Raw genomic sequence first — 25,951 nt, forward strand, 5'->3', positions numbered from 1 at the left:
GACAGATGCCCATCGCAACCCCCGAGGTCTACAACGAGATGCTGGACCGGGCGAAGGCAGGCAAGTTCGCCTACCCGGCCATCAACGTGACCTCGAGCCAGACCCTGCACGCTGCGCTGCGCGGCTTCGCGGAGGCCGAGAGCGACGGCATCATCCAGATCTCGACCGGCGGCGCCGAGTTCCTGGGCGGCCAGCACAAGAAGGACATGGTCACCGGCGCGGTCGCGCTGGCGGAGTTCGCGCACGTCGTGGCCGCCAAGTACGACATCACGGTCGCCCTGCACACCGACCACTGCCCCAAGGACAAGCTGGACGGCTACGTCCGCCCGCTGCTCGACATCTCCGCCGAGCGCGTCGCCAAGGGTCTGAACCCGCTCTTCCAGTCGCACATGTGGGACGGCTCCGCCGAGACCCTGGCCGACAACCTGGCCATCGGCCAGGAGCTGCTCGCCAAGGCCGTCGCGGCGAAGATCATCCTTGAGGTCGAGATCACCCCGACCGGCGGCGAGGAGGACGGCGTCAGCCACGAGATCAACGACGAGCTGTACACCACCGTCGACGACGCGATCCGTACCGCCGAGGCCCTGGGCCTGGGCGAGAAGGGCCGCTACCTGCTGGCCGCCTCCTTCGGCAACGTGCACGGCGTCTACAAGCCGGGCAACGTCGTCCTGCGCCCCGAGCTGCTGAAGGACCTGCAGCAGGGTGTCGGCGAGAAGTACGGCAAGTCCTCCCCGTTCGACTTCGTCTTCCATGGCGGCTCCGGCTCCTCCGAGCAGGAGATCGCCACCGCGCTGGAGAACGGCGTCGTGAAGATGAACCTCGACACCGACACCCAGTACGCCTTCACCCGCCCGGTCGCGGACCACATGTTCCGCAACTACGACGGTGTCCTGAAGGTCGACGGCGAGGTCGGCAAGAAGTCCACCTACGACCCGCGCACCTGGGGCAAGCTGGCCGAGGCGAGCATGGCCCAGCGCGTCACCGAGGCCTGCGCGAACCTGCGCTCCACCGGCACCAAGCTGAAGTAGCGCGGCAGCGCGGCAGCGCGGCAGCGTCACGACGCTGCCGCTCAGCACCACGCGAGGGGCCCTGCCCGCCGTCCCGGGACGGCGGGCAGGGCCCCTCGTCCGCGTGGACCCGACCGAACCCCCCGCCGCCGGCGGGGGGTTCGGTTTTGGCCCGGGCGGTGCGGGCGCTACGTTCTTCGTGATCATGAATACGTTCCAGGAAAAACACTTACAGGTACTGATTTTTCGTACGGGGGAGAGCACGGTGGGGGGACCGCAGCCATACCGCGAGCCGACGACCGGCGGGTCGGGTGACACGGGCTGGACCTGAGCGATGGCCGGCACGACACCCCTCATAGCGGTCGTCCACGACGGCCGTCAGGGCTGGGCCTCGCCGCAGGCCTATGCCGCCCGTGACGGCGCGGCGGAAGTCGGCGCGCGCTGTGTGCTCGTCGGGTCGCAGGGCCTGGGCGAGCCGCAGTGGGCGCTGCTGCGGGCGGCGGGCGGGATCCTGTTCGGCGCCGAACTGCCCGGCGCGGCCGGGCGCGCGGACTGGCGGGGCCGGCCCGCCGCCGGGTTCACGGACCCGCGGGCCGACCCGTACGACCGGCTGCGGGAACTGTGCGCCTTCGCGCAGGGGCTGGGCATGGACTGGCTCGGTACGCACGTTCCGCCGCCGCCCTCCCCGCACGCGCCGCTGTCCGTCGCGCAGGCCTCGCTGGACTCCGTACGCTTCCTGGCCGCCCGCCTGGTCCGCGCGGCCCGCACCGCCGGCTAGCGCCGTGACCGGAAGGTTCACGCCTGTCCGGCCGGTCGGGGCGGGCGGACCGGACGGCCCGGCGCCGCGGGCGGGGTCCGGTGCAGCAGACTGGTGACCATGGCCATTCACGAGAACCTGCTCGGGGGACCCGCCCCGACCCACCTCCCCGACGACCCGGAGCCGCGCGAGGCGCTCGCCGCCGGCACCGAACCGGCCGAGGTGGCCGCGCAGCACCCCACCTCCTCCCTCGCCTGGGCGCGGCTGGCGGACGACGCCTTCGAGGCCGGCCGCACGGTCGAGTCGTACGCGTACGCCCGCACCGGCTACCACCGCGGTCTGGACGCCCTGCGCCGCGCCGGCTGGAAGGGCCACGGCCCGGTCCCGTGGGAGCACGAGCCGAACCGCGGCTTCCTGCGGGCGCTGCACGCCCTCGCCCGGGCCGCGCAGGCCATCGGCGAGAAGGACGAGTACGAGCGCTGCTCGACCTTCCTGCGCGACTCCTCGCAGACGGCCGCCGACACCCTCGGCTGACCTCCGCCCGGGCCCGTTCGCGGCCCGGGCCGACCGGCCGCCGCCCCGATGTGATGCCCGTCACTCTTCTCTGGGGGCGGCGCGCCGGACCGGCTTATGATGCGGGCAGGGGACCGGGGCTCCACTTTTCCTAGCAGGAAGGAGCGGACCGCTACCCGGAATCACGTGTCGAGGAGACAGCAATGTCGACGCCTTCCCTTGATGCCTCCGGAGCCGGCGGTTCGGACACCCCGAACCTCGACTTCGACGGCACCACCCCGTACGAGGACTACGTCCAGGCGGACGTCCTCACCCACCTCCAGCACCCCCGTTCGGACGATCCGGGCGAGATGGTCTTCCTGGTCACCACCCAGGTCATGGAGCTGTGGTTCACCGTCATAGTCCACGAGTGGGAGACCGCCGCGAAGGCTCTGCGCGAGGACCGCGTGCCGGTCGCGATGGACGCGCTGAAGCGATCCCTGCGCGAACTGGAGGCCCTCAACGCCTCCTGGCGCCCGCTCGCCCAGCTCACTCCGGGGCAGTTCAACTCCTACCGCGCCGCCCTCGGCGAGGGCTCGGGCTTCCAGTCGGCGATGTACCGCCGGATGGAGTTCCTCCTCGGCGAGAAGTCGGCCTCCATGCTCGTCCCGCACCGCGGCGCCCCGCGCGTCCACGCGGAGCTGGAGAAGGCCCTCCAGGAGCCCAGCCTCTACGACGAGGTCCTGCGCCTGCTCGCCCGCCGCGGCCTGCCCGTCCCGCCGGAGGTCCTGGAACGCGACCTCTCCCGGCGCTACGAGCCCTCGCCCGACGTCGAGGCCGTCTGGACCGCCCTGTACGCGGACCCGGACGCCGAGCACGACCTGCACCGCCTCGGCGAGGTCCTCACCGACGTCGCCGAGCTCGTCTGGCGCTGGCGCAACGACCACCTGGTCGCCACCCGCCGCGCGATGGGCGCGAAGACCGGTACGGGCGGCTCCGCCGGGGTCACCTGGCTGGAGAAGCGCGCCCAGAAGAACGTCTTCCCCGAGCTGTGGACGGCGCGCAGCCATGTCTGAGCCGACGCCGACCCCGCTCGGCACCCGCGCGGCCGAGGCGGACGCCGCCGACGACCTCGGCAAACTCCGCGAGCGTTTCCGGCTCCCCGACGGCATCGTCTACCTCGACGGCAACTCGCTCGGCGCCCTGCCGGCCGCCGTACCCGGCGCGGTCGCGGACGTCGTCGGCCGCCAGTGGGGCGAGCTGCTCATCCGGTCCTGGGACGAGAGCGGCTGGTGGAGGGCGCCCGAGCGGATCGGCGACCGGATCGCCCCGCTGGTCGGCGCCGCGCCCGGCCGGATCGTCGTGGGCGACTCCACCAGCGTGAACCTCTTCAAGGCGCTGGTCGGCGCCGCCCGCCTGGCGGGCGAGGGCCGCACCGAGCTGCTCGTGGACGCCACCACCTTCCCCACCGACGGCTACATCGCCGCGTCCGCGGCGCGGATGACCGGCCTGACCGTGGTCCCGGTGGAGCCCTCGGCGGTCCCGGCCGCCCTGGGCCCGCGCACCGCCGCGGTCCTGCTCAACCACGTCGACTACCGCACCGGCCGGCTGCACGACCTGGCCGGGCTCACCGCGGCGGTCCGGTCGGCGGGCGCGCTCGCCGTCTGGGACCTGTGCCACAGCGCGGGCGCCCTCCCGGTGGGCCTGGACGAGCACGGCGTCGACCTCGCGGTGGGCTGCACGTACAAGTACCTCAACGGCGGGCCGGGCTCGCCCGCGTACCTCTACGTCGCCGAGCGGCACCAGGCCCGCTTCGACTCCCCGCTGCCCGGCTGGAACTCGCACGCGGACCCGTTCGCCATGAGCCCGGTGTACACGGCGGGCGAGGGAGCGGTCCGCGGCCGGGTCGGCACTCCGGACATCCTGTCGATGCTCGCCCTGGAGGCGGCGCTCGACGCGTGGGACGGGGTCGAGGTGGAGGCCGTACGGGCGAAGTCGCTCGCCCTGACGGACTTCTTCCTGGAGTGCGTCGAGGCGTACGTCCCGGCCGGCCGGGTCGAGTGCGTCACTCCACTGGCCCACGCCGAGCGCGGCAGCCAGGTCTCGCTGCGCACCGACAACGCCGCCGAGGTCATGCGCGAGCTGATCGCGCGGGGCGTGATCGGGGACTTCCGGGCCCCCGACGTGCTGCGTTTCGGTTTCACCCCGCTGTACGTCGGCTTCGCCGACGCGGAGCGGGCGGCGCGGACACTGGGTCACATTTTCGGGTGACGCGCCGCTGAAGCGTCACCTGGGACGTGACGTGCCGGGGGCGGGCGGGATTTCGGTCCGGTCCGCCCCCGTATCGGCCCCGTGCACGCCCGTCCGGGCCCCGGGCTGGCGCGAGACGTTCGGTTCCGGCCTGATACCGTCCCGCTCTGCCCGGAACATGTGTCCCCCTTGTCCCACGCGTTACCGAGAGGTTGAGCCGATGACGGACCCCGCAGTCGAACGGGACGCCGCCGAGGCCGCCTCGGCCTTCGCTCACCCCCCGGTCGCCCCGGACGCCACCGCCGCGTACGGCGAACACCCCGACCAGGTCATCGACTTCTACGCCCCCCGGGGCGAACGCAGCGTGCCCGCCCCGCTGGTGGCCGTCCTGCACGGCGGTGCCTGGCGCGCCCCGTACGACCGGCAGCACATCACCCCCCTCGCGGACTTCCTGGCCCGGCGCGGTTTCGCGGTGGCCAACATCGAGTACCGGCGCGGCCGGTCCGTGCCGCACCAGGGCGCGGACGGCCCCGTGGCCGGGCGCTGGCCCGAGACCTTCGACGACGTCGCCGCCGCGATGGACGCGCTCCCGGCGCTGGTGGCGGGCGCGCTGCCGCAGGCCGACGTACGCCGGACGGTCGTCACCGGCCACTCGGCCGGCGGCCACCTCGCGCTGTGGGCCGCGGCCCGGCACGTCCTGCCGGCCGGTTCGCCCTGGCGGCTGCCCTCCCCGCCGCCGCTGCGCGGGGTGGTGGCGCTGGCCCCCATCGCGGACTTCGTGGTGGCGGAGGAACTCGGCGTCTGCGGCGGCGCCAGCGCCCAGCTGCTGGGCGGCGCGGCCGCGTTCACGGAGCGGCTGCCGTACGCGGACCCGGCCGCCCTGCTGCCGACGGGCATCGCCACGGCCATCGTCCACGGCCGGGAGGACATCGTCGTCCCGGCACCGGTCGCCGAGTCGTACGTGGCTGCGGCCGCGAAGGCCGGCGAGATGGTCGGGCTGACGCTGCTGGACGGGGTCGGTCACTTCCCGCTGATCGACCCGGCGGCGGACGCCTGCGCGGTGGTCTGCGAGGAGATCGCCCAGCTCGCCTGGTAGTGCGGCGCCGCGACGGGCGCGCGCGAGCGGTGTGCCGCGCCCCGGGACGAAAAGCGGCTGGTTCGAGACAATGTCCCCCGGGGGTGGTGGCGTTGGCCAGGTGGGGACTGATCGTCGAGCAGAACGTCGGCTACGAGCGGCGGATGTGGCAGGCGCGGGTGGTGGGGCATGTCGACGGCACCCGGGAGGAGGCGCTGGCGGAGCTTCGCCGCCGGGCGGAGTGCTTCGACCCCGAACGCCCGGGTCGGGTCGTACGCCGCAGGCTGTACCGCGACCGCGACGGCTTCCTGCTGGTGCTGGAGAGCAAGTGGTCCGCCGTCTTCCACTTCCGCTTCATGGTGGCGGAGGAGCTGTACGACAGCGCCCCGCCGGACCCGGCGTAGGCGCAGGTGGCGTTGACCGGAGGGAACGCCGGAGGGAACGGCGGAGGGGGACGGCCGACGGGGTGTGCCGGCCGTCCCCCTCGAGGGCACGCGGTTCCTACAGGAACGAGTTGATCTGGATCGTCTCGGTGCGGCCCGGGCCGACACCGATCGCCGAGATCGGGGCGCCGGACATCTCCTCCAGCGCCTTCACGTACGCCTGGGCGTTCTTCGGCAGGTCGGCGAAGGTCTGCGCCTTGGTGATGTCCTCCGACCAGCCGGGCAGGTACTCGTAGACCGGCTTGGCGTGGTGGAAGTCGGACTGCGAGTACGGCAGTTCCTCGACGCGCTTGCCGTCGATCTCGTACGCGACGCAGACCGGGATCTGCTCCCAGCCGGTGAGGACGTCGAGCTTGGTGAGGAAGAAGTCGGTCAGGCCGTTCACGCGGGTGGCGTAGCGGGCGATGACCGCGTCGAACCAGCCGCAGCGGCGGTCGCGGCCGGTGGTGACACCGCGCTCGCCACCGATGCGGCGCAGGTCCTCGCCGTCCTGGTCGAACAGCTCGGTCGGGAACGGACCGGCGCCGACGCGCGTGGTGTACGCCTTCAGGATGCCGATGACCCGGGTGATCTTCGTCGGGCCCACGCCGGTGCCGGTGCAGGCGCCGCCGGCCGTCGGGTTCGAGGAGGTGACGAAGGGGTACGTGCCGTGGTCGACGTCGAGGAGCGTGCCCTGGCCGCCCTCGAAGAGGACGACCTTGTCCTCGTCCAGCGCGTCGTTCAGGATCAGCGTGGTGTCGGCGACGTACGGCTTGATCTGGTCCGCGTACTGGAGCATCTCCTCCACGATCGCCCCGGCCTCGATGGCGCGGCGGTTGTAGAGCTTGGCGAGCAGCTGGTTCTTGTTCTCCAGCGCCGCCTCGACCTTCTGGGTGAGGATCGACTCGTCGTAGAGGTCCTGGACGCGGATGCCGACGCGGTTGATCTTGTCCGCGTACGTCGGGCCGATGCCGCGGCCGGTGGTGCCGATCTTGCGCTTGCCGAGGAAGCGCTCGCCCACCTTGTCGAGGGTGACGTTGTACGGCGTGATCAGGTGGGCGTTGCCGCTGATCAGGAGCTTGGAGGTGTCGATCCCGCGCTCGTTCAGGCCACGGAGCTCGGACAGCAGCACGGACGGGTCGACGACGACACCGTTGCCGATGACCGGCGTGCAGCTGGGCGAGAGGATGCCGGAAGGGAGCAGGTGAAGGGCGTACTTCTGGTCGCCTACGACGACCGTGTGGCCGGCGTTGTTGCCGCCCTGGTAGCGGACCACGTAGTCGACGGAGCCACCGAGGAGGTCGGTGGCCTTTCCCTTGCCCTCGTCACCCCACTGGGCTCCGAGCAGCACAAGAGCGGGCACAGGCGTACACCTCTTCCGGATGGGGCATGTCCAAGGTCAGGGGGCGTACGACGATGTACACCGCAGGCTGAGCCGTCGGACCGGTTGCCCCGGAATAGACGAAGCCCCTGGCGCAATAGCGCAAGGGGCTCTTGCACAAAGATGCTACCCGAGGAAGGACCGAGGTGTCGGCTCCAGAGCCCACCATGAGTCACGCGGGCGCGCCGGTGGGCGGCCTGCTCGTGCTCGTCGACCCGGTCGCCCGCCGCCTGGACGGCGAGTCCGTACGGATCGCGAAGGACGTGCTGAGCGCGGGGGCGGCGGCCAAGATCTGCCTCCCGCAGACCCCTGAGGAGTACGCGCGGGCGCTCGCCCGCCGGGGCAGTCGCCAGCCGGTGGTGGTGGGCGACGACCGGGCGCTGGCACGGACCGTGGCCCTGCTGCACCGCTCGCGGGAGCTGGGGTCGTCGGCGGTGGCGCTGATCCCGGTGGGGCCGGCCGGGTCGCTGGTGGTGGCGCGCTCGCTGGGGGTTCCGGCGGGGGCGGTGGCGGCGGCGCGGGCGGTCCTGGAGGGGGCGGTGCGGACGTACGACCTGCTGGTCGACGACAGCGACGGGGTGGTGCTGGGGGGCCTGCGGATCCCGTCGTCCCCGGCGGCGGCGCGGCGCGCGGTGTCCGGGCCGGCGGCGCCGTCGGTGTGGAGCGCGTGCCGGTCGCTGGTACGGACGCTGGTCCGGCCGCCGGTGGGCGGCGGGGGCCCGGGCGCGCCGGGGGCGGCGCACCGGCTGCGGGTGGAGGCGGACGGGGTGCTGCTGGCGGACGTGGACCAGCCGGTGCACGAGGTGTCGGTGGTGGTGCGGGACGGGCTGGCCGAGGTGAGCGTCCGGGCGGGCGGCGGTGCCGGGCCGCGGGTGGCGCGGGCACGGTCGGTGACGGTGTCGGGGCCGGACTTCCGCTACCGGGCCGACCACACGGTGACGGGCCCGGTCCGCCGCCGCACCTGGACCCTGCGGCCGGCGGCGTGGGAACTGACGGTCCCGCGGTAACGAGCGGCCGGCGGGCTGCGGGGGCGGGCTGGGGGCGGCCGCGAGGGGCGGGGGCGGGAGGCCGCGAGTCGCGGTCGCTGCGAGGGCGCGGGAGGTCGCGGGGCGCGGGGAAGCGAGGTGCGGGTGGAGGCGAGGGGCGGGACGGGCGGACAAGGGGTGACGGACGGGCCGGACGGTGCGGCGCTGCGGGACGCGGTGGCCGACTGGCGGCGGGACGGCGTCCTGCTGTGCCTCCTGCCGCTGTTCTTCCTGCCCGCGGTGCTGGCGCAGCTGGTCGCGGTGCCGTGGGGGCCGGCGGCGGCCCTGCACCTGGCGGTGCTGTGCGCGCCGAGCGGGCTGGGCCTGCGGGAGCTGTACGTCCTGCGCGGCGCGGAGCGCCGCCTGCGGCCGGGGGCGCGCTGGACGCCGTACGTCCTGACGGTGACCGGCGGCCGGCTGCGCCCACCGGTGGCCCTGCTGACGGGCCCCGGGGCCCGTGGTGCGCGCCCGCACGACCCGCCACCGCACCCGCTCCCGCCCCCGCACCCGCTCCCGGCCGTCCCGGCGGAGCCCGGCGCCGGTGAGCCGCACGCCTTCACCCTGGGTCCGCTGTCCCACCGCGTCCTGCGCCCCTTCCAGCCGTGGCGTCGGCCGGGGCCGTCACCGGCGCCCGAGACCGGGGGCGGGCCCGGAGCGGTGCCCGCGTGCGGGCCGGTCGTGTGGCTCTGCGGGGATCCCGACGGCGCGGTCCTCCTGTGGGTCCCGGAGACCGGGCGGCTGGGCCTGGCCCGCCCGGCGGGACGCCCGCGTCCGGCCCCCGCGCGTAGGCCCGGCCCGCGCGCGTAGCCCCGGCCCCGTCAGGACCCCGGCAGGTCCAGCGTCGTGCGGTGCGTGCGCCAAGAACGCTCGCGCCGCCAAGGCATCACGTCCGCCGTCCTGGGCGCCGCCTTCGTCCTCAAGGCGGCGGGCGACGCGGGGACGCCGGGCGGGGAGTCGGTCCTGACCTGGCTCTCGCCGCTCGGCTGGGCCGAGAACGTACGGCTCTTCGCCACCGAACGCTGGTGCTGACCGCGCCGGCCGTGGCCTTCGCCGGGGCCGGCCTGACGGCCCTGCGCCGCCGGGACCTGGCCCTCTAGAACGCGACGACGAGTTCGCGCAGGCCCCGGATCACGTAGCCCTCCCGCCACTGCGGCTCGCGCACGAGCCGCAGTGGCGGAGTGCTGTCCGCGAGCAGCGCGCCGAAGGACGCGGCGAGCTCGACGCGGGCGAGCGGAGCGCCCAGGCAGTAGTGGATCCCGGCACCGAAGCTCAGGTGCGGGTTGTCCGTCCGCCGCAGGTCCAGGGTGTCGGGGCGCTCGAAGCTGGCGGGGTCGCGGTTGGCGGAGCCGAAGAGCAGGGCGACCTCGCTGCCGCGGGGGACGACGGTCCCGCCGACCTCGATGTCGTCGAGGACCCAGCGCTCGAACATCTGGAGCGGGGTGTCGTAGCGCATCAGTTCATCCACAGCTGTGGACAACATCGTGGGATCGGCGCGGAGGGCGGCGAGCTCGTCCGGATGACGCAGGAGGGTCCACCAGCCGTTGGTGGTGGTGTTGACGGTCGCCTCGTGGCCCGCGTTGAGCAGCAGCACACAGGTGGAGATCATCTCCTGTTCGCTGAGCCTGCCGTCCTCGGAGTCGTGGGCCGCGATCAGCGCGGAGATCAGGTCCGTGCCGGGATCCTTGCGGCGCTCGGCGATCAGACCGCGCAGGTACGCGCTGAACTCGACCGACGCGCGGACCGCCCGGCGGGCGACCTCCTCGCCCGGGTTGAGTTCGAACATCCCGCAGATGTCCGCCGACCACGGCCGCAGCAGGGGCCGGTCCGGACCCGGAATGCCCAGCAGCTCGGCGATGACGGCCACGGGCAGCGGCTCGGCGATCGCGGTGAGCAGGTCGCCGCCGCCGTCGGCGACGAAGCCGGCCACCAGCTCCTGGGCCATCCGGGTGACGGCCGGAGCCAGCCGCTCGACCGTCCGCGGCGTGAAGGCCTTGGCGACCAGCCGCCGCACCCGGGCGTGGGCGGGGTCCTCCAGATCGAGCATGCCCTGGTCGTTGAGGGTGTGGAACGGCTCGTGCTCGGCCGGGGGAGGGGTCCGGCCGAACTCCTCGTGGCTGAAGCGGTGCAGGTACGTCCGCCCCAGTCGGCGGTCCCTGAGCAGCGCGCTGACATCCGCGTGGTGCGGGACCAGCCACTGCCCGGTGGGCTCGTACCGGATGACCCGTCCCCGTGCGCGCAGCGCCTCGTAGGCGGGATAGGGATCGGCGACGAATGCGGGATTCCACGGATCGAAGTCCATCCCCGGACCCTAGTGCCGCGACCGCACTAGCCGGGGATGACCAGCCGGGTCTCGTACGCGTACACCGCCGCCTGCGTGCGGTCGCGCAGGCCCAGCTTCACCAGGATCCGGCTCACATGGGTCTTGATGGTGGACTCCGCGACGACCAGCCGGTCGGCGATCTCGGAGTTGGACAGCCCCTGGGCGATCAGGACCAGCACCTCCGTCTCCCGCTCCGTCAGCTCCCCGATCCGGTCCCTGGAGGGCGCCCTGGGCGCGCCCAGCCGGGAGAACTCGGTGATCAGCCGCTTGGTGATGTTCGGCGACAGCAGCGCCTCGCCGGCGGCGATCACCCGGACCGCCTCGGCGAGCTGGTCGGCGGAGGCGTCCTTGAGGAGGAAGCCGGAGGCCCCGGCGCGCAGCGCCTCGTACACGTACTCGTCGAGGTCGAAGGTGGTCAGCACCAGCACCTTCACCGTGGCCCCGGGCGCGCCGGTGACGGCGGCGGTGGCCTCGATACCGCCCATGCCCGGCATGCGGATGTCCATGAGGACCACGTCGGGGGTGAGTTCGGCGGCCTTCTCGACGGCGTCGGCGCCGTCCACGGCCTGCCCGACCACCTCGATGTCGGGCTGGGCGTTGAGCAGTACGGTGAAGCCCTGCCGGACCATCATCTGGTCGTCGGCGATCATCACCCGGATCGGCGTGGTCATGAGGCTGTTTCAGTCCTTCGTCGTCTCGTCGGTGGCGGCCGGGGGATCCATGGGGAGCACGGCGGACACCTCGTACCCGCCGCCGGGGCGGGGCCCCGCGGCGAGTTCGCCCCCCAGCATGCCCGCCCGTTCGCGCATGCCGAGCAGCCCGTGCCCGGCGCCCTGCGAGGGCGGGGCGGACCGGGTCGGCCTGCTGTTGGCGATGCACAGGTGCAGCTCGTGCGGCCCGTAGGCGACGCCCACCTCGACCCGGGAACCGGGCGCGTGGCGCAGGCAGTTGCTCAGCGCTTCCTGCACGATCCGGTACGCGGTCAGCTCCGTGCCCGGGGTCAGCGGCCGACGGACACCGGCGATCTCGGTGGTCACCTCCAGCCCGGCTCCCCGCACGTTGTCCACGAGCGCGTCGAGATCGGCCAGCGTGGGCTGCGGATGGTGGGGATTGGCCGGGTCGTCCGGATGCTCCGAGCGCAGGACGCCCAGCACCCGGCGCAGCTCGGTGAGGGCCTCCAGCGCGTTCTGCCGTATGCCCGCCAGGTTCTCCTTCAGCTCCTGCGACGGGTTGTCCACCAGGTGCGGGGCGACCTGCGCCTGGATCGAGATCACCGACATGTGGTGGGCGACGACGTCGTGCAGCTCGCGCGCGATCCGGCTGCGCTCCTCCAGCAGCGTGCGCTGGGCCCGCTCGGCCTCGGTGAGGGTCTCCTGTTCCTCCAGCTTGCCGCGGGCGAGCCGCACCGCGCGCAGCGCGTAGCCGAGGATGCCGGCGATGCCGAGGAGGAGCACCGCGTCCAGGAACGTGGAGGTGGTTCCGCCCACCGGGACCACGGGGGCGAAGACCAGCTCCGCCAGCGCCGTGAACGCCAGCGCCACGCCGACCGCTTCGGCGGTGACCCGGGGCGGCACCCGCAGGGCGACCAGCAGGATCACCACCGCGAACGCGGGCAGCCCGGCGGGCGTCCACGGCCAGCTCTGGCCACCGACGGCGAACGGCTCGACCCCGTGGACGTCCTCGAGGCCGTCCCTCATCTCGAAGGCGGCCCAGGTCGCCGCACCGAGCCCCAGCCAGAAGCCGGGCATCGGCCGGAACATCGCCACCAGGATCGACAGCCCGGCCAGCACCCCGAGCATGGTCCCGGGGACGAAGCCGTGGACCCGGTACGTGCCGCCCAGCTGCATGGAGACGAGGAAACCGAAGAAGTAGGCCCAGTAGCCGACGAACACGTGCGGCAGGCGGGCCAGCCAGCGCGGCTTGCGCATCCTCGGCAACGGGTCGCGCTGCGTGGTCAGCAGGTCCCGCGCCAGGGTCCCCGCCGCCCTGCGGGCGTGCGCCAGAACCGGGGCGAGAGCGTGGCTGCGGAACTGGTTCGACTCGTTCGGCTCGTTCGGCTGTTTCACGCCGATCAGCCTAGGCACGGGCGATCTCCGGCTCGGCCGCCACCCGGGCCCGGGAGGCCAGGGCACCGCGACCCGGCGTCCGCCGCGCCTCCTCGTGGATCCGGAACGCGCCCCAGCAGACCAGCAGCCCGCCCGCGAACACCGGCAGCCACAGCAGGCGGGCCGCTATCCACGTCCAGTCGCCGGGCACGGTGTGCAGGCCCGGCAGGTCCCCGTCGGCCAGCAGACCCATGGCGGTGACGGCCATCATCGCGGTCTGGTGCCACAGGAACACGGTCATCGCGGAGAGGTTCACCAGTGCCACCGCCGCCCAGGCACGCGGCCGGCGCATCACGCGGGCCAGCGGCCCGCACACCAGCAGCGCCAGCCCGCACTGGGCCAGCCCGAAGGCCACCGCCGCCAGGGTCGGCGGGTTCAGATTCGACACCGCCGCTCCCGGTACGCCGACCATGGACGCCGGGTAGCCGCCCCACACGATCAGCGCGGCCGTGGTGACGGCGCCGCCGGCCAGCAGCGCCACGGCCGGCCCGCGCCGGGTGAACGCGGCGCCGCGGGACCAGGCCGCCCCCAGGGTGAAGGGGACCAGCCAGCCGGCCGCCACGTTGATCCAGCCCAGCCTCTCGGGGGCACCGCCCACGAATCGGCCGGCATCGACCGCCGCCACCACGGCCAGCGGCCACAGCGGGTGCAGCCGGGCCACCAGCGGCGTCGCGGCGGTCAGCACCGCGAAGACCAGCAGGAACCACAGCGGCGACAGCACCAGCTTCAGCAGGGTGTGCACCGTGCCCGGCGGCACCCCGCCCACCAGCATCCCCGCCGAGGCCACCGCCCACAGCGTCAGCACCGCCAGCACCGGCCGGAACAGCCGCCCCAGCCGCCCCCCGACCCACTCCCGGTACGGCATCCCGCGCTCCCGCGCCGACGCATACCCACGGGCGGCCACCTGGCCACCGACGAGGAAGAAGACGGCCAGGGTCTGGAACACCCAGGACAGCGGCGCCAGATACGGCAGGTGCACGAGCGGGCTGGTGGTGCTCAGGCCCCCTTTGGCGGTGGTCAGCGCGGTGACCAGCCAGTGCCCGAGGACCACGCCGAGGATGGCGAAGGCCCGCAGCGCATCGACGGCCCGGTCACGTCCGGCGGGGGTGCCCCTCTCGATCCGTCCGGCCAGGACCGACCAGCGTGTACGGAACTCACCCATGGGAGGCCTCCGGGGCAGCGGTGCCGAGAACGATCGCGGCGAGGCTGTCGAGGGAGCGCGTACCGGGCTTGAGGTAGTCGCTGTGCCCGGCCGCACCGGCGGCGAACGGGCGGGCCCCGAAGGCGGGGTCCACCGGATCGGTACCGAAGCCGATCCCCGCGAACCGCACATGGGGCACGTGGGCTATCCAGTCACGGCTGCCGCGCCCGGCCCACACCCGCGCCCCGGTCGGCAGGGCTGCCGCGGCGCCGGCGCCGGTGCCCGGGCTGCCGTACAGGACCATGTCGGTGACGGCGGGACCGGTCCTGGTCCGGGCGCAGACCACCGAGCCGTAGGAGTGGCACAGCAACGACAGCCGGGCCCCGGGCGCGGTCAGCGCCGGCAACCGGTCCAGAAAGGGCGCCAGTTCACGCGCGGCCTCGTCGGCGCGGCCGGTGGTGGCGACCGTGGGACTGACCGTGCCGGGGGCGTCGTACCCGAGCCAGGCCACGACGGCGGACTCCGGGTGCTCCCGCTCCAGGCGCTGCTGCAGGGCGACGGCCCCGGCACGGAACCTCTGATAGGTGTCGAGCGTCGTGTCCGACCCCGGGACCAGGACCGTGACCCGGTCGGCGGTCGCGAGCCGGCCGAACACCTCGACGGCCCTCCCCTTCCCGTGTCCGTCGAAGGCGAGGAACTGCGCCGAGCCGCCCGCGGTCATCTCCCGCAGCTTCGCGGCCCGCTCCGGGCGCCCGGCGTCCTCGGCCATGGCGGCGGCCCCGGCCACGCCGGCCAGCGCGGCGGTGTACCGCTCCTGCACGGCGGCCGCGTCGGCGCCCGCACCCGACCCGTCACCGAAGCCGATGGCGGCGGGCGCCGGCGCGTCGGGCACGGCGGTCGCCGCGGACAGGGGGAGGACGACGGCGCCGGCGACGAGCGAGGCCAGCAGGGTGCGACGCAGACGTCCGGCGGGTCGGCGGCGCTTGCGGCTGCTGGTCATGACAGTTCGTCCCTCCGGTCCAGGGGAGGAGAGGATCTTTCTCCCTGGTTCCGAAGTTAGAAATCGCGTCCCGTGGTCGGCGTCATGCTCCAGAGCCGCCTTTCCGACTGGCTCTCAGGTATGACGAGGGTGACGACAGGTCGGACCTCCAGGCGCGTCCGGACCGTCCGGACCGTCCGGACGTCCATGCCGTCCATGCCGTCCACGCCGTCCGGACCGGTCGATGGCTTCGACGCAATCCGCCGCGAGGAGCGGTCGGCTCGCTCAGGCGCGCCGGTAGACGAGCGGCGAGCGGCTGCTGCCGACCAGTTCGCGCTCCAGCGAGCCGTCGCCGAGCAGCCGCAGCCGGCTCCACTGGCCGGGGTCGCAGTGCGGCGGACCGCCGGCCGTCAGAGACGAGGCGCTGAGCTCGACATTGCTGCCGCCGCGTTGCAGCGTGGCCGTCCAGGTGCAGGAGAACGCGGAGTCCTGGACGGACAGCGTCATCACGGTGTCGCCGACCCGGCCGGGCGCGAGCGTGAGCTGCCAGCTCTGGGTGGCGGAAGTGGTCCGCCAGGTGCCCACGTATCCCGACGGCAGCGCGTCCGGCGCGGTCGGCGGCGTCGCCGGGGCCGTGGGCGCCGTACCGGACGGGCCGGAGGACGAACCGGAGGACGAACCGGAAGGCGAACCGGAGGACCCCGACGCCCCCGACGATCCCGAGGAACCGGGTGAGGCGGGGGCCGACACCGAGCCGTTCGGGGCGGCGGGCGCAGCGGTGTTCGCGTCACCGCCGCGCATCACCGCGTACACGGTGCCGCCCGCCGCGATCGCGACGACCGTGGCCACGCCGACCAGGAACGCGGTGGAGGCGGTACGCGGCTGCCGTCGCTCCTCGACCGGCGGGAACCCCGGGTAGGAGGGGTACGTCGGGTACGACTGGCCGGGCCCGCCGACGTATCCGACGTGTCCCTGGCCCCCCACCTGCCCCGGAATCTGCGCGTGACCGGGAACGTGACCGGGAACGTGACCGGGCACGGCACCGGGCGCATGACCAGGCACGTGCCCCGGCAGGTGACCGGGCATCTGCCCCGGGTACGCCGGCGGCTGCCCGTACCCGGGCGGCGCCACCAGGGTCGCCGGATCCATGGTCACGGGAGCGGTCGGAGCGGTCGGAGCCGTCGGCATCGTCGCGGCCGGGGGAGCGACCGGCGGTACCGGAACACCCGCACCGGCCACGCCACCCGCGGCACCCATGCCACCCGCGGCACCCACGCCACCCGCCGCCCCCACGGCCCCCGCCGCCCCCACGGCCCCCGCACCGCCCTGCGGCGGAACGGTCCGCTCCGGCCCGGTGTCCTCCCGGTCCAGCAGCTGTACGGCGTGCCGCCCCAGCTGCGCCACCAGCGCCCCCGGAAGCCAGGGCTCCAGGGATCTTCCGGCGGCCACCGTGTCGTCCGCGCCCACCCGCGCCAGCACGTCCGCCGGCGTCGGCCGGGCCGACGGGTCCTTGTGCAGGCAGTCCCGTACGAGGTCGCGCAGCTCGTCCGGTACGTCGTCGAGCGCCGGTTCCGCCTCCGTGATCCGCAGCAGCAGCGGGGCCAGCCCGCCCGCACCCTCCGCGTCGCCGAAGGGCAGCGACCCGGTCGCCGCGTACGCCAGCACCGCGCCGAGGCAGAACACGTCGCACGCCGCCGTCACCGGTTCGCCGCGGACCTGCTCGGGGGCCATGAAGCCGGGGGAGCCGACGAGTTCACCGGTCCGGGTCAGCCCGCCGTCGGCGTCGGCCGCCTCCAGGGCGCGCGCGATGCCGAAGTCGATGACCCGGGGCCCGTCGATGGTGAGCAGGACGTTCGACGGCTTGAGGTCGCGGTGGATCAGGCCCGCGGCATGGATGTCCTGGAGGGCGTACGCGAGTCCGGCCGCCAGGATGCGTACGGAACGGCTCGGCAGCGGACCGAAGTCGCGGTTGACCACCTGCCGCAGGCTCGGGCCGGCGACGTAACCCGTCGCGAACCAGGGCGTGTCGGCCTCGGTGTCGGCGTCGAGGACCGGAGCGGTCCATTCCCCACCGACCCGCCGCGCGGCCGCGACCTCCTGCCGGAACCGGTTGCGGAACTCCTCGCGGAGCGCCAGCTCACGGTGGACGAGCTTGACCGCGACGGTCCGCCCGCGGTCGGACCGGGCGAGGAAGACCTGGCCCATGCCGCCGGCCCCCAGCCGGGACAGCAGGCGATACGGGCCGATCTGGTGCGGATCGCCTGGCAGCAGTTGCTCCATGGCCGAGTGGTCCCTCCCCCTAGGACTGGCCGAACGGGCCGAGGATAATGCCGTTTGCGCCGCTCGCGCAGCGAGAGGGACGGCCTCGGCCGCATTTCCGGTTCTTCGGCTGCCCGCGGCGGGGCGCCGGCCCCGCCCTGCGCCCCGCCCTGCGCCCCGCCCTGCGCCCCGCCCGGGCCCGGTCCTACGTCCCGCCCTGCGCCTCGCCCTGCGCCTCGCCCTGTGCCTCGGGCGCCGCCTCGGTCAGCGCGTCCATCGCCACCGCCAGCCGTTCCAGCGTGCGGACCGTCTGTGCGAACGCCTCCTCGCCGAGTTCCGCCGCGAGCCGGTCCGCCAGCCGTGCGTGCCCGGGGTCGATCCGGGCGACCGCCGCCCGGCCGGCCTCCGTCGGGCGCAGCAGTTTGGCGCGCCGGTGGGCCGGGTTGGGGACGTACTCGGCCAGCCCTTTGGCCACCAGCAGGTCCGCGATCCGCTGGACGCTCTGCCGGGTGATGCCCATCGCCCGCGCGATGCCCGCGACGGGCAGCGGCTCGCGCAGGACCGCGCCGAGCACCTGCCACCAGGCCGCCGTCAGCCCGGCCGGCCGGGCCAGCTCCTCCGATACGGAGAGGAACTGGCCGTTCAGCCGGAAGACGCCGAGCGCGGTCCTGCTGAGCAGGTCCTGCCGCGCCCGGGCCCCACCGCGCCCCGGGCCGTCTCCGGAGCCGCCCTCCGGGCCGCGGCCGCGGCCGGAACCGGGCTCCGGGACTCCCGCAGAACCAGCCTCCCCGCCTCCCGCGGAACCGGCCTCGCGAGCCGCTCCCGGACAGGACCCGCCGTCACGCATCGCCCGTCTCCGCGGCCGCCGCGAGCACCGGGAAGGCGCTCGCGTCCGAGTCGTGGAAGAGCCGGTACCAGGCGTCCAGCACGTCCGGCTTGTACGTGTCGAGCCGCGCGAAGACCTCGCGCGCGAAGGCCACCGGCTCGGTCGGCCCCGCCGTGATCAGGTCGCCGTCCGTCACCGCGTCCGCCTCGACGTACCCCTCGCCGCCCTCGTACCCGGTCTGCGCCAGGTAGTACGGCGCCGCGCTGGTGTGCGTCCGGCCGTCCAGCAGGCCCTCCCGCGCCAGGCCCGCCGTGGCGCCGCAGATCGCCGCCACCGGCACCCCGGCCTCCAGGAAGGCGCGCGCCTTGGCCGCGAACGGGGCCAGCGAGTCCCCGGCGTCCCACAGGTGGGCGCCGGTCAGGATGAGCAGCGAGGAGTCGGCCGGGTCGAGGTCCGCCAGCGCCAGGTCGGGCTGGATGCGGACGCCGCCCATGGTGGTGACCGTGGTGCCGGCCGACAGGGCGACCGTACGGATCTCGTAGCCGCGCTGGGCCAGGTGTGCGGTGGTGTGGCCGGTCTCCCAGTCCGCGTACGTGTCGTAGACCGCGAGGTGGACGATGCCGCGGGTGGTGTCGCTCATGGTGCTCGCCTCCGTGTGTCGGGCCGTGCCGTATGACAAAAGACTGTCATGACGACAGCATGCTGTCAATACTCCGGCGCATCACCTCCCCGACAGGTTGCCGAGGTCCGCGCCCCACTCCCGTACACAGCGCCGATACCCCCTCCCACCTGCGCACTTCTAGCCTCCCCTCATGACCCCTCACTCCGTGTCCGCCGCCGACCCGCAGGCCGGTGCCGCCGTCAAGGCCGCCGACCGCGCGCACGTCTTCCACTCCTGGTCCGCCCAGAAGCTCATCGATCCGCTCGCCGTCGCCGGGGCCGAGGGGTCGTACTTCTGGGACTACGACGGCAACCGCTTCCTCGACTTCTCCTCCCAGCTGGTCAACACCAACATCGGCCACCAGCACCCCAAGGTCGTCGCCGCGATCCAGGAGCAGGCCGGCCGGCTCTGCACCCTGGCTCCCGGCTTCGCCGTCGACGTCCGCTCCGAGGCCGCACGCCTCATCGCCGAGCGGACCCCCGGCGACCTCGACAAGATCTTCTTCACCAACGGCGGCGCCGAGGCCGTCGAGAACGCCGTCCGGATGGCCCGGCTGCACACCGGCCGCCAGAAGGTGCTCTCCACCTACCGCTCGTACCACGGCGCCACCGCCGCCGCGATCAACCTCACCGGCGACCCGCGCCGCTGGCCCTCCGACACCGCCTCGGCCGGCGTCGTGCACTTCTGGGGACCGTTCCTCTACCGCTCGCCCTTCCACGCCACCACCGAGCAGGAGGAGTGCGAGCGCGCGCTCGCCCACCTCGCCGACACCATCGCCTTCGAGGGCCCGGCCTCCATCGCCGCGATCATCCTGGAGACGGTGCCCGGCACCGCCGGGATCATGGTCCCGCCGGCCGGCTACCTCGCGGGCGTCCGTGAGCTCTGCGACCGCCACGGCATCGTCTTCATCCTCGACGAGGTGATGGCGGGCTTCGGCCGCACCGGCACCTGGTTCGCCGCCGAGCACTGGGACGTCACCCCCGACCTGCTCACCTTTGCCAAGGGCGTCAACTCCGGTTACGTGCCGCTCGGCGGCGTCGCCATCTCGGCGGCGATCGCCGAGACCTTCGCCACCCGCCCCTACCCCGGCGGACTGACCTACTCCGGTCACCCCCTGGCCTGCGCCGCCGCGGTCGCGACGATCACGGCCATGGCGGAGGAGGGCGTCGTCGAGCACGCCGCCCGCCTCGGGGCCGACATCCTCGGGCCGGGCCTGGCCGAACTCGCCGAGCGCCACCCCTCGGTCGGCGAGGTCCGGGGCCTGGGCGCCTTCTGGGCCCTGGAGCTCGTACGCGACCGCGCCACCCGCGAACCGCTCGTGCCCTACAACGCGGCGGGCGCCGACAACGCGCCGATGGCCGAGTTCGCGGCCGCGTGCAAGAAGTCCGGTCTGTGGCCCTTCGTCAATATGAACCGCACCCACGTCGTCCCCGCCTGCACGATCACCGACGAGGAGGCGAAGGAGGGCCTGGCCCTGCTCGACGAGGCGCTGACGGTCGCCGACCGCCACACGACCGGCGGTTAGGGGCGTCACATCCACCCGGTCCGGCTCCGCCGCCTGGCCTAAGGTGTCCGGAAGTTCTTACGAAGGAGACGGACCCCTATGGCCGGCAGCGGCGCTGTCACCCGCAACACACTTCGCCAGCAGATCGCCGACGCACTGCGCGACGAGGTGCTCGCGGGACGCCTGCCGCCCGGGACCGAGTTCACGGTCAAGCAGATCGCCGAGCAGTACGAGGTCTCCGCGACCCCGGTCCGGGAGGCGCTCGTCGACCTCTCGGCCCAGGGGCTGCTGGAATCCGCGATGCACCGCGGGTTCCGGGTCCGGGTCTACTCGGTGGCCGACTTCCGGGGCATGGTCGAGGCCCGCATCCTCATAGTCGACGGGATCTTCCGCCGGCTGGTGGAGCGCGGTACGTCGGCCCGCGCCGCCGAGCAGCTGGTGTCCGTACGGCGGCGCGCCGAGGAGGCCATGCGGGCCGCCCAGAGCGGTTCGCTGGAGGTCCTCATCGGCTACGACCTGCGGTTCTGGCGCGAGCTGGGCGGGCTGGTGGGGAACACGTACATCTCCGAGTTCCTGCACCGCCTGCGCGTGCAGTGCTGGGTCTTCGCGGTGCCCCACCTCAAACGGGAGCCGCAGCTGAACACCGTGCTGTGGCGCGGGCACAGCGAGCTGGTGGACGCGGTGACGCGTGCCGACGCGGAGGAGGTACGGCGCCTGGTGCGCGCCTACAACCAGCACGGCCTGGACTGGGCGGCAGGCCTCGAGGCGGCGGACGCGTGACGGCAACGGAACGTCCTCATCGTCCCGACCGCACCACCCGTCCCAACCGCCCCGACCCCGCCCAGGCCACCGGAGCCACGGCCACCGGAGCCACGGCCACCGGAACCACGGCCACCGGAACCCGCACGACCGGAACCACGGCCACCGCCACGCCCGCCCCCACATCCGCGCGTATCCCGGCCCCCGCCGCCCCCCGCCCCTGGCTCGGCCCCGTCGCGCTCAGCGTCGTCGTCCCCGCCTTCTGCGAGGAGGACCGCCTCGGGCCGTCCCTGGAGCGCATCCGCGCCCACCTCGACCAGCGGCTGGGCACCGGCCCCGCCGACTGGGAGGTCATCGTCGTGGACGACGGCTCCCCGGACGGCACCGCCGCCGTCGCCCGGGCCGCGGCCGCCGCCGACCCCCGGATCCGCCTGGTCCGCTCCGACCGCAACCGCGGCAAGGGCCACGCCCTGCGCCTGGGCGTGGCCGCCTCCGCCGGCCGCCGGGTGCTGCTCACGGACGCCGATCTCGCCACGCCCGTCGAGGAGTTGGACCGGCTGGAGAAGACCCTCGCGCAGGAGCCCGCGAGCTGGGCGGCGATCGGTTCGCGCGCCCACCCCGACTCCCTCATCGAGCGCCACCAGAGCGCCCTGCGCGAGCTGCTCGGCCGTACCGGCAACCGGCTGATACGCGCCGTCGCCGTCCCCGGTGTCCGTGACACCCAGTGCGGTTTCAAGCTCTTCGACGGCGACCGGGCACGCGCCGCCTTCGCCGCCTCCCGGCTCGACGGCTGGGCCATCGACGTGGAGATCCTGCAGTACTTCCGGACCCAGGGCTGGCCGGTGGCCGAGGTGCCGGTGCGCTGGGCGCACCAGGAGGGCTCCAAGATCCGCCCGGCCGACTACCTGCGCGTCCTGGGGGACCTGGCCCGGCTGAAGGCCGGCGGGCTGGCCGTGGCCGCGCTCTACCTGCTGGGCGCGGTGCTGCTCTACCACCGTCTCTGGTCCGACCTCGGCGGCGGTTACCTGCGCGACGCGATGCAGGACCAGAACCAGTGGGAATGGTTCTTCGCGGTCACCGCCGACAACGTCTCCCACCTGCGCAATCCGCTCTTCACCTTGTTCCAGGGCGCGCCCGACGGGGTCAACCTGATGGGCAACACGGTCATGCTCGGCCTGTCCGTGCCGCTGACGCCCGTCACGCTCGCGTTCGGCCCGACCTTCACGCTCGCGCTGGTCTTCACGCTCGGCATCGCCGCGACCGCCTGGACCTGGTACCGGCTGATGCGCCGGTGGCTGCCCGCGGGGCGCGGGCCGGCGGCCGTGGGCGGGGCGCTGGCCGCCTTCGCGCCGCCGATGGTCTCGCACGCCACCGCGCACCCGAACTTCGTCGTGCTCTTCGTGCTCCCGCTGATCATCGACCGGGCGCTGCGGCTGTGCACGGGGCGCAATGTCGTACGTGACGGTGTGATCCTCGGGCTGCTGTCGGCGTACCAGGTCTTCCTCGGCGAGGAGCCCTTCCTGCTCGCGGCCGTCGGCATGCTCGTCTTCGCGGCCGGGTACGCCGCCTTCGACCGCGAGCGGGCCCGGGTCTCCTGGCGGCCGCTGGGGCGGGGCCTGGCCATCGGCGCGGCGGTCGCCGTACCGCTGGTGGCGTTCCCGCTGTGGTGGCAGTTCTTCGGCCCGCAGAGCTACCACTCGGTGCTGCACGGGGACAACGCCGGGAACAGTCCGCGCGCCCTGATCGAGTACGCCGGGCGCTCGCTCTTCGGCGACGAGAAGACCGCCGAGCGCCTGTCGATGAACCCGACCGAGCAGAACGCCTTCTACGGCTGGCCGCTCCTCGCGCTCGGCGGCGCCGTCACGGTGTGGCTGTGGCGCCGTACGGCGGTCCGCGCGCTGGCGCTCACGGCGGTGGCCGCGGCCCTGCTCTCCCTCGGGCCCCTCGTACGCGTCCCGCACACCGACGTGGTGCTGCCCGGGCCCTGGGCGCTGCTGGCCGAGGCCCCGCTCTTCGAATCGGTCATCGAGGGCCGGGTCGCGATGATCTGCGCCCCGGTCCTGGGCATGCTGCTGGCCCTCGCGCTCGACCGGATCCTGCGCCTGCGCGGCCGGGACCAGCGTGTCCTGGGCCTGCTGGCGGTGGCGGCCGCGCTGGTGCCGGTGCTGCCGACGCCGCTGCCCGTACGGGACCGGGCGCCGGTGCCGGAGTTCGTCACCTCGGGTGCCTGGAAGCCGTACGTCAAGGAGGGCGAGACACTCGTTCCGGTACCGCTGCCGGACCCCGCCGGGGCGGACGCGCTGCACTGGCAGGTCGAGGCGGATTTCGGCTTCCGGCTGGCCGGCGGGTACTTCAACGGCCCCTGGGGACCCGAGCGGATCGGCATCTACGGCGCCGCCCCGCGGCACCTGTCCAACCTGCTGCGCGACGTGCGCTACGGCGCCGACCTGCCCGAGATCGGTCCGCAGTGGCGGGAGCAGGCCCGCCAGGACCTGGCGCACTGGAAGGCGGGCGCGGTGGTCCTGCCGGACCAGGACCGGGCCGACGAACTGCGCGTCCTGCTGACGGAGCTGCTGGGCGCGGAGCCGGCGCGGGTGGCGGACGTCTGGGTGTGGCGGGTGGGACCCACCTAGCGAGGGCCGGCCCGGCCGGGGTCTGCCCGGCCGGGTTCGCCCGGCGAGGTCTGCCCGGCGAGGTCTGCCCGGCCAGGTCTGCCAGGTTCGCCCGGCCAGGTTCTGCGCACCCCTTCGCGGAGGGTGTTCGGAGCACTACTCTGGCCCGATCGGCGCACAACGACCGAACGGAGCCCGCGTGGCCTGTGACCTGTGGCTGGTCCCCCTTGTCGACGTGCTGTGCCACAGCCCCGACAACCCCTTCGCGGAAGAGATCGCCTCGTACGACAAGGCCCTGGGCGAGGCCGGACTGCCGTCCGTGCCCGTCTTCGCGTACATGCCGGGTCTGTCCGGGGACGTGGCCCCGGTCGCCGGTTTCGACTACGACGCCCTGCACTTCCTGCGGCGGGCCTACCTGCTGCAGATCTGCGGGCTGCCGGTGACCCCGGTGGACGAGCTCGGCGGGGACTACGAGCAGCTGCTGGAGATGTTCGAGGCCACGGCCCAGCAGTCGCACCTGGTCTGGCACTACGACCACGCGGGCGCCTACGTGCCGGTGGACTTCGCCGCTCCGCTGGCCAACGAGGAGCTGCTGGCCGGGGGCGGCCCGCTGGGCTCCGCGCAGGGCCTGCTGCGCGAGCTGGCGTTCGTCGCGCCCGCGATCGGGATCGACCCGGCCCGGCCCCCGGCCCCGCCGGCCCCGCCGGGGCGCCCCACCTCGCTGGAGGAACCGGCGGGTCCCATTCCGTACGACGACAGTCCCTTCGCCCGGGAGCGCCACGTGTGGCTGGGCCTGCACGCGGCGGCGACCCGCAGCCTGGGCCAGGGGTCGATGATCATCTTCAGCTGAGCGCGCCACCGGGAGGTGCGGCCGGGCGGCCGTCGGTCAGCGCGGCCGTCGCTCAGCGCGGCCGTCGCTCAGCGCGGCCGTCGCTCAGCGCGGCTGCTCCGGCGGCCGCTGGCGCGGCATGTTCGGGCGGGTGCCCGGGGGCAGCGGGAAGCGGCTCGGGTGCGCGCCCGGCTCCGGGCGGGGGGCGGCGGTGCCGAGGGACTGCATGACCAGCGGCGCCGGCCCCGAACGGAACTCGACCATCCAGTCCGCCGTCTCCGAGCGCACCAGCTCGGTGATGTCCTCGGAGAACCGCCGCAGCACGGTCAGGCAGCGCTCGGCGGCCTCGCTGGCCGTGCCCTCGGTCGGCCCGAGGACCTCCCGTACGTTCTCCGAGGCCCAGTCGAACTGCAGCGTCTGCAGTCTTCGCTGGACCGCCTGCGCCGTGGCCACGTCGCGCATCCAGCCCGAGGTCAGCCCGAAGAACCGGTCGCAGGCCAGGCAGGCGGCCCCCAGCAGCAGCGCCAGGTACCCGTACGCCGCCGCGCCGGGCGCCGCGCCGGTCAGCTCCACCAGCGGCATCGCGGCCCCTGTGACCGCGCCGAGCGCCGCGCCGGCGCGCAGCACGCGGGCGCCGCGCCGCTTCCACGCCCGGTCGGACAGATACCACTCGGCGGTGCGCAGCGCATCCGCCTCCACGCGCCGGTAGAGCTCGTCCAGGCGTTCGGCGGGTTCGCCCCAGTCCCCGAGGGGGAACGGCCTGCCGGTCAGATCCCCCGCCGCCGTCGGGCCGCTGCTCTCCTCCCGGGGATCCCGGGGTGGCCCCTCGGGCTGCATCTCCGGCTGGCTCACCCGGCACTCCCTCTGCCTGCGCTGACGTGTGGTGGTGCGCGTGTGCGCAATGGTGCGCATGCACTTCCTACCTCCGAATGGCGGGCGATGGGCGGCGAATCCCGGGATTTCCGCCCGCAAGGAGGTCTTGATCAGGTGCGGGTACGTCCCGTCTCTCACCCGAAAGAGTTGGTCCGCACGGCGTAGGGCGCGCCGCGCGGGGAGCACGTAGGCTCGGATTGACCACAACGTGGTCGAAGGTCGAAGTCTGTCGATGGCATGGAGTGAGTGACCCGTGATCCCCGGTGGTGGCCAGCCCAATATGCAGCAGCTGCTCCAGCAGGCCCAGAAGATGCAGCAGGACCTCGCAGCGGCCCAGGAGGAGCTCGCGCGGACCGAGGTCGAGGGCCAGGCCGGCGGCGGCCTGGTCAAGGCGACGGTCACCGGTTCCGGCGAGCTGCGGGCCCTGGTGATCGACCCGAAGGCGGTGGACCCGGAGGACACCGAGACCCTGGCCGACCTGGTCGTCGCGGCGGTCCAGGCGGCGAACGAGAACGCGCAGGCGCTCCAGCAGCAGAAGCTCGGTCCGCTGGCGCAGGGGCTGGGCGGCGGCAGCGGGATCCCCGGCCTGCCGTTCTAGACGCGTCGGCTCCAGACCCTTCAGCAATCCCTCCCGTCCCTCTAGTCTCTGCAGTCCCCAGCTGAACAGGCTGAAC

24 protein-coding genes and 1 pseudogene are annotated in these 25,951 nt (G+C 74.0%); 15 read left to right on the forward strand and 10 right to left on the reverse strand.

The annotated features are described in order from the left end of the window. Nucleotides 1–5: 5 nt before the first annotated feature. The 7 genes from fbaA to ACIPXB_RS06530 all read left to right on the forward strand — a co-directional run bounded on the left by fbaA (nucleotide 6) and on the right by ACIPXB_RS06530 (nucleotide 5,985). The gene (fbaA, locus tag ACIPXB_RS06500) at nucleotides 6–1,028 is read left to right on the forward strand and encodes a class II fructose-bisphosphate aldolase (protein WP_401445289.1); all 1,023 of its coding nucleotides are present in this window, start codon (nucleotides 6–8) and stop codon (nucleotides 1,026–1,028) included. A gap of 313 nt (nucleotides 1,029–1,341) precedes the next feature. Further along, nucleotides 1,342–1,785, forward strand: coding sequence for a hypothetical protein (locus ACIPXB_RS06505; protein WP_401445291.1), 444 nt, complete (start codon nucleotides 1,342–1,344; stop codon nucleotides 1,783–1,785). A 99-nt stretch (nucleotides 1,786–1,884) separates the two neighbouring features. Then, the gene (locus tag ACIPXB_RS06510) at nucleotides 1,885–2,298 is read left to right on the forward strand and encodes a DUF3151 domain-containing protein (protein WP_401445293.1); all 414 of its coding nucleotides are present in this window, start codon (nucleotides 1,885–1,887) and stop codon (nucleotides 2,296–2,298) included. Nucleotides 2,299–2,480: 182 nt separating this feature from the next. Then, entirely contained in the window at nucleotides 2,481–3,332 is an 852-nt protein-coding gene (locus ACIPXB_RS06515) for a tryptophan 2,3-dioxygenase (protein ID WP_401445295.1), read from the forward strand. Then, on the forward strand, nucleotides 3,325–4,527 hold the full coding sequence (gene kynU / locus ACIPXB_RS06520; RefSeq protein WP_401445297.1) for a kynureninase: 1,203 nt from the start codon (nucleotides 3,325–3,327) through the stop codon (nucleotides 4,525–4,527). The genes ACIPXB_RS06515 and kynU overlap by 8 nt, the downstream gene beginning before the upstream one ends. A 199-nt stretch (nucleotides 4,528–4,726) precedes the next feature. Further along, entirely contained in the window at nucleotides 4,727–5,602 is an 876-nt protein-coding gene (locus ACIPXB_RS06525; protein ID WP_401445299.1) for an alpha/beta hydrolase family protein, read from the forward strand. 92 nt (nucleotides 5,603–5,694) lie between these two features. Beyond that, nucleotides 5,695–5,985: a hypothetical protein gene (locus ACIPXB_RS06530; protein WP_401445302.1), complete on the forward strand. Its 291-nt coding sequence runs from the start codon at nucleotides 5,695–5,697 to the stop codon at nucleotides 5,983–5,985. Nucleotides 5,986–6,082: 97 nt separating this feature from the next. Here ACIPXB_RS06530 and ACIPXB_RS06535 read toward each other — a convergent pair whose 3' ends face one another. Next, nucleotides 6,083–7,366 carry an adenylosuccinate synthase gene (locus ACIPXB_RS06535; protein WP_401445304.1) on the reverse strand — a complete coding sequence of 428 codons (1,284 nt, stop codon included), beginning with the start codon at nucleotides 7,364–7,366 and terminating at the stop codon, nucleotides 6,083–6,085. 185 nt (nucleotides 7,367–7,551) lie between these two features. Here ACIPXB_RS06535 and ACIPXB_RS06540 point away from each other — a divergent pair, with 185 nt between their 5' ends. The 3 genes and pseudogenes from ACIPXB_RS06540 to ACIPXB_RS06550 form a co-directional block, all read left to right on the forward strand. Next, nucleotides 7,552–8,391, forward strand: coding sequence for a diacylglycerol kinase (locus ACIPXB_RS06540; protein ID WP_401445307.1), 840 nt, complete (start codon nucleotides 7,552–7,554; stop codon nucleotides 8,389–8,391). A 156-nt stretch (nucleotides 8,392–8,547) separates the two neighbouring features. Beyond that, nucleotides 8,548–9,216, forward strand: coding sequence for a hypothetical protein (locus ACIPXB_RS06545; protein WP_401445309.1), 669 nt, complete (start codon nucleotides 8,548–8,550; stop codon nucleotides 9,214–9,216). A 72-nt stretch (nucleotides 9,217–9,288) separates the two neighbouring features. Then, a pseudogene (locus ACIPXB_RS06550) lies at nucleotides 9,289–9,432 on the forward strand (ABC transporter permease); the annotation flags it as partial. Between the two features lie 70 nt (nucleotides 9,433–9,502). On the opposite strand, the gene ACIPXB_RS06555 reads toward ACIPXB_RS06550, so the two are convergent. The 8 genes from ACIPXB_RS06555 to ACIPXB_RS06590 all read right to left on the reverse strand — a co-directional run bounded on the left by ACIPXB_RS06555 (nucleotide 9,503) and on the right by ACIPXB_RS06590 (nucleotide 18,679). Further along, a complete protein-coding gene (locus ACIPXB_RS06555) occupies nucleotides 9,503–10,708 on the reverse strand; it encodes a cytochrome P450 (protein ID WP_401445311.1) in 1,206 nt (401 codons plus the stop codon). 26 nt (nucleotides 10,709–10,734) lie between these two features. Beyond that, entirely contained in the window at nucleotides 10,735–11,400 is a 666-nt protein-coding gene (locus tag ACIPXB_RS06560) for a response regulator (protein WP_401445314.1), read from the reverse strand. A gap of 9 nt (nucleotides 11,401–11,409) precedes the next feature. Continuing rightward, nucleotides 11,410–12,795 (reverse strand): sensor histidine kinase, encoded by a 1,386-nt coding sequence (locus ACIPXB_RS06565; protein ID WP_401445317.1) that lies wholly within the window; start codon nucleotides 12,793–12,795, stop codon nucleotides 11,410–11,412. Nucleotides 12,796–12,805: 10 nt separating this feature from the next. Next, entirely contained in the window at nucleotides 12,806–13,996 is a 1,191-nt protein-coding gene (locus tag ACIPXB_RS06570) for an acyltransferase (RefSeq protein WP_401445320.1), read from the reverse strand. Further along, nucleotides 13,989–14,975 (reverse strand): alpha/beta hydrolase, encoded by a 987-nt coding sequence (locus tag ACIPXB_RS06575; protein ID WP_401445322.1) that lies wholly within the window; start codon nucleotides 14,973–14,975, stop codon nucleotides 13,989–13,991. Before ACIPXB_RS06575 ends, ACIPXB_RS06570 begins: the two co-directional genes overlap by 8 nt. Nucleotides 14,976–15,239: 264 nt before the next feature. Next, nucleotides 15,240–17,234 (reverse strand): serine/threonine-protein kinase, encoded by a 1,995-nt coding sequence (locus ACIPXB_RS06580; protein ID WP_401445325.1) that lies wholly within the window; start codon nucleotides 17,232–17,234, stop codon nucleotides 15,240–15,242. Between the two features lie 184 nt (nucleotides 17,235–17,418). Beyond that, nucleotides 17,419–17,892, reverse strand: coding sequence for a MarR family winged helix-turn-helix transcriptional regulator (locus tag ACIPXB_RS06585; RefSeq protein WP_401445836.1), 474 nt, complete (start codon nucleotides 17,890–17,892; stop codon nucleotides 17,419–17,421). A gap of 160 nt (nucleotides 17,893–18,052) precedes the next feature. Next, a complete protein-coding gene (locus ACIPXB_RS06590; RefSeq protein ID WP_401445327.1) occupies nucleotides 18,053–18,679 on the reverse strand; it encodes a DJ-1/PfpI family protein in 627 nt (208 codons plus the stop codon). 172 nt (nucleotides 18,680–18,851) lie between these two features. On the opposite strand from ACIPXB_RS06590, the gene ACIPXB_RS06595 reads away from it, so the two are divergent. From ACIPXB_RS06595 to ACIPXB_RS06610, 4 genes are all read left to right on the forward strand, one after another. Next, nucleotides 18,852–20,225, forward strand: a complete 1,374-nt coding sequence (locus ACIPXB_RS06595; RefSeq protein ID WP_401445329.1) for an aspartate aminotransferase family protein — start codon at nucleotides 18,852–18,854, stop codon at nucleotides 20,223–20,225. Between the two features lie 78 nt (nucleotides 20,226–20,303). Further along, a complete protein-coding gene (locus tag ACIPXB_RS06600) occupies nucleotides 20,304–20,984 on the forward strand; it encodes a GntR family transcriptional regulator (protein ID WP_401445332.1) in 681 nt (226 codons plus the stop codon). A 173-nt stretch (nucleotides 20,985–21,157) separates the two neighbouring features. Further along, nucleotides 21,158–23,596, forward strand: a complete 2,439-nt coding sequence (locus tag ACIPXB_RS06605; protein WP_401445838.1) for a glycosyltransferase — start codon at nucleotides 21,158–21,160, stop codon at nucleotides 23,594–23,596. A 178-nt stretch (nucleotides 23,597–23,774) separates the two neighbouring features. Next, complete coding sequence (locus tag ACIPXB_RS06610; protein ID WP_401445334.1) at nucleotides 23,775–24,425, forward strand: hypothetical protein; 651 nt, start codon at nucleotides 23,775–23,777, stop codon at nucleotides 24,423–24,425. 84 nt (nucleotides 24,426–24,509) lie between these two features. Here the strand turns inward: ACIPXB_RS06610 and ACIPXB_RS06615 are convergent, their stop codons facing one another. Further along, entirely contained in the window at nucleotides 24,510–25,256 is a 747-nt protein-coding gene (locus ACIPXB_RS06615; protein WP_401445335.1) for an SLATT domain-containing protein, read from the reverse strand. 274 nt (nucleotides 25,257–25,530) lie between these two features. Between ACIPXB_RS06615 and ACIPXB_RS06620 the strand changes: the two genes are divergently transcribed. Beyond that, nucleotides 25,531–25,875 (forward strand): YbaB/EbfC family nucleoid-associated protein, encoded by a 345-nt coding sequence (locus ACIPXB_RS06620; protein ID WP_076044258.1) that lies wholly within the window; start codon nucleotides 25,531–25,533, stop codon nucleotides 25,873–25,875. Nucleotides 25,876–25,951 lie beyond the last annotated feature (76 nt).

Origin of the sequence: Streptomyces sp. NPDC090022 (genome assembly GCF_044748145.1) — a bacterium.
Classification (GTDB): Bacteria; Actinomycetota; Actinomycetes; order Streptomycetales; family Streptomycetaceae; genus Streptomyces.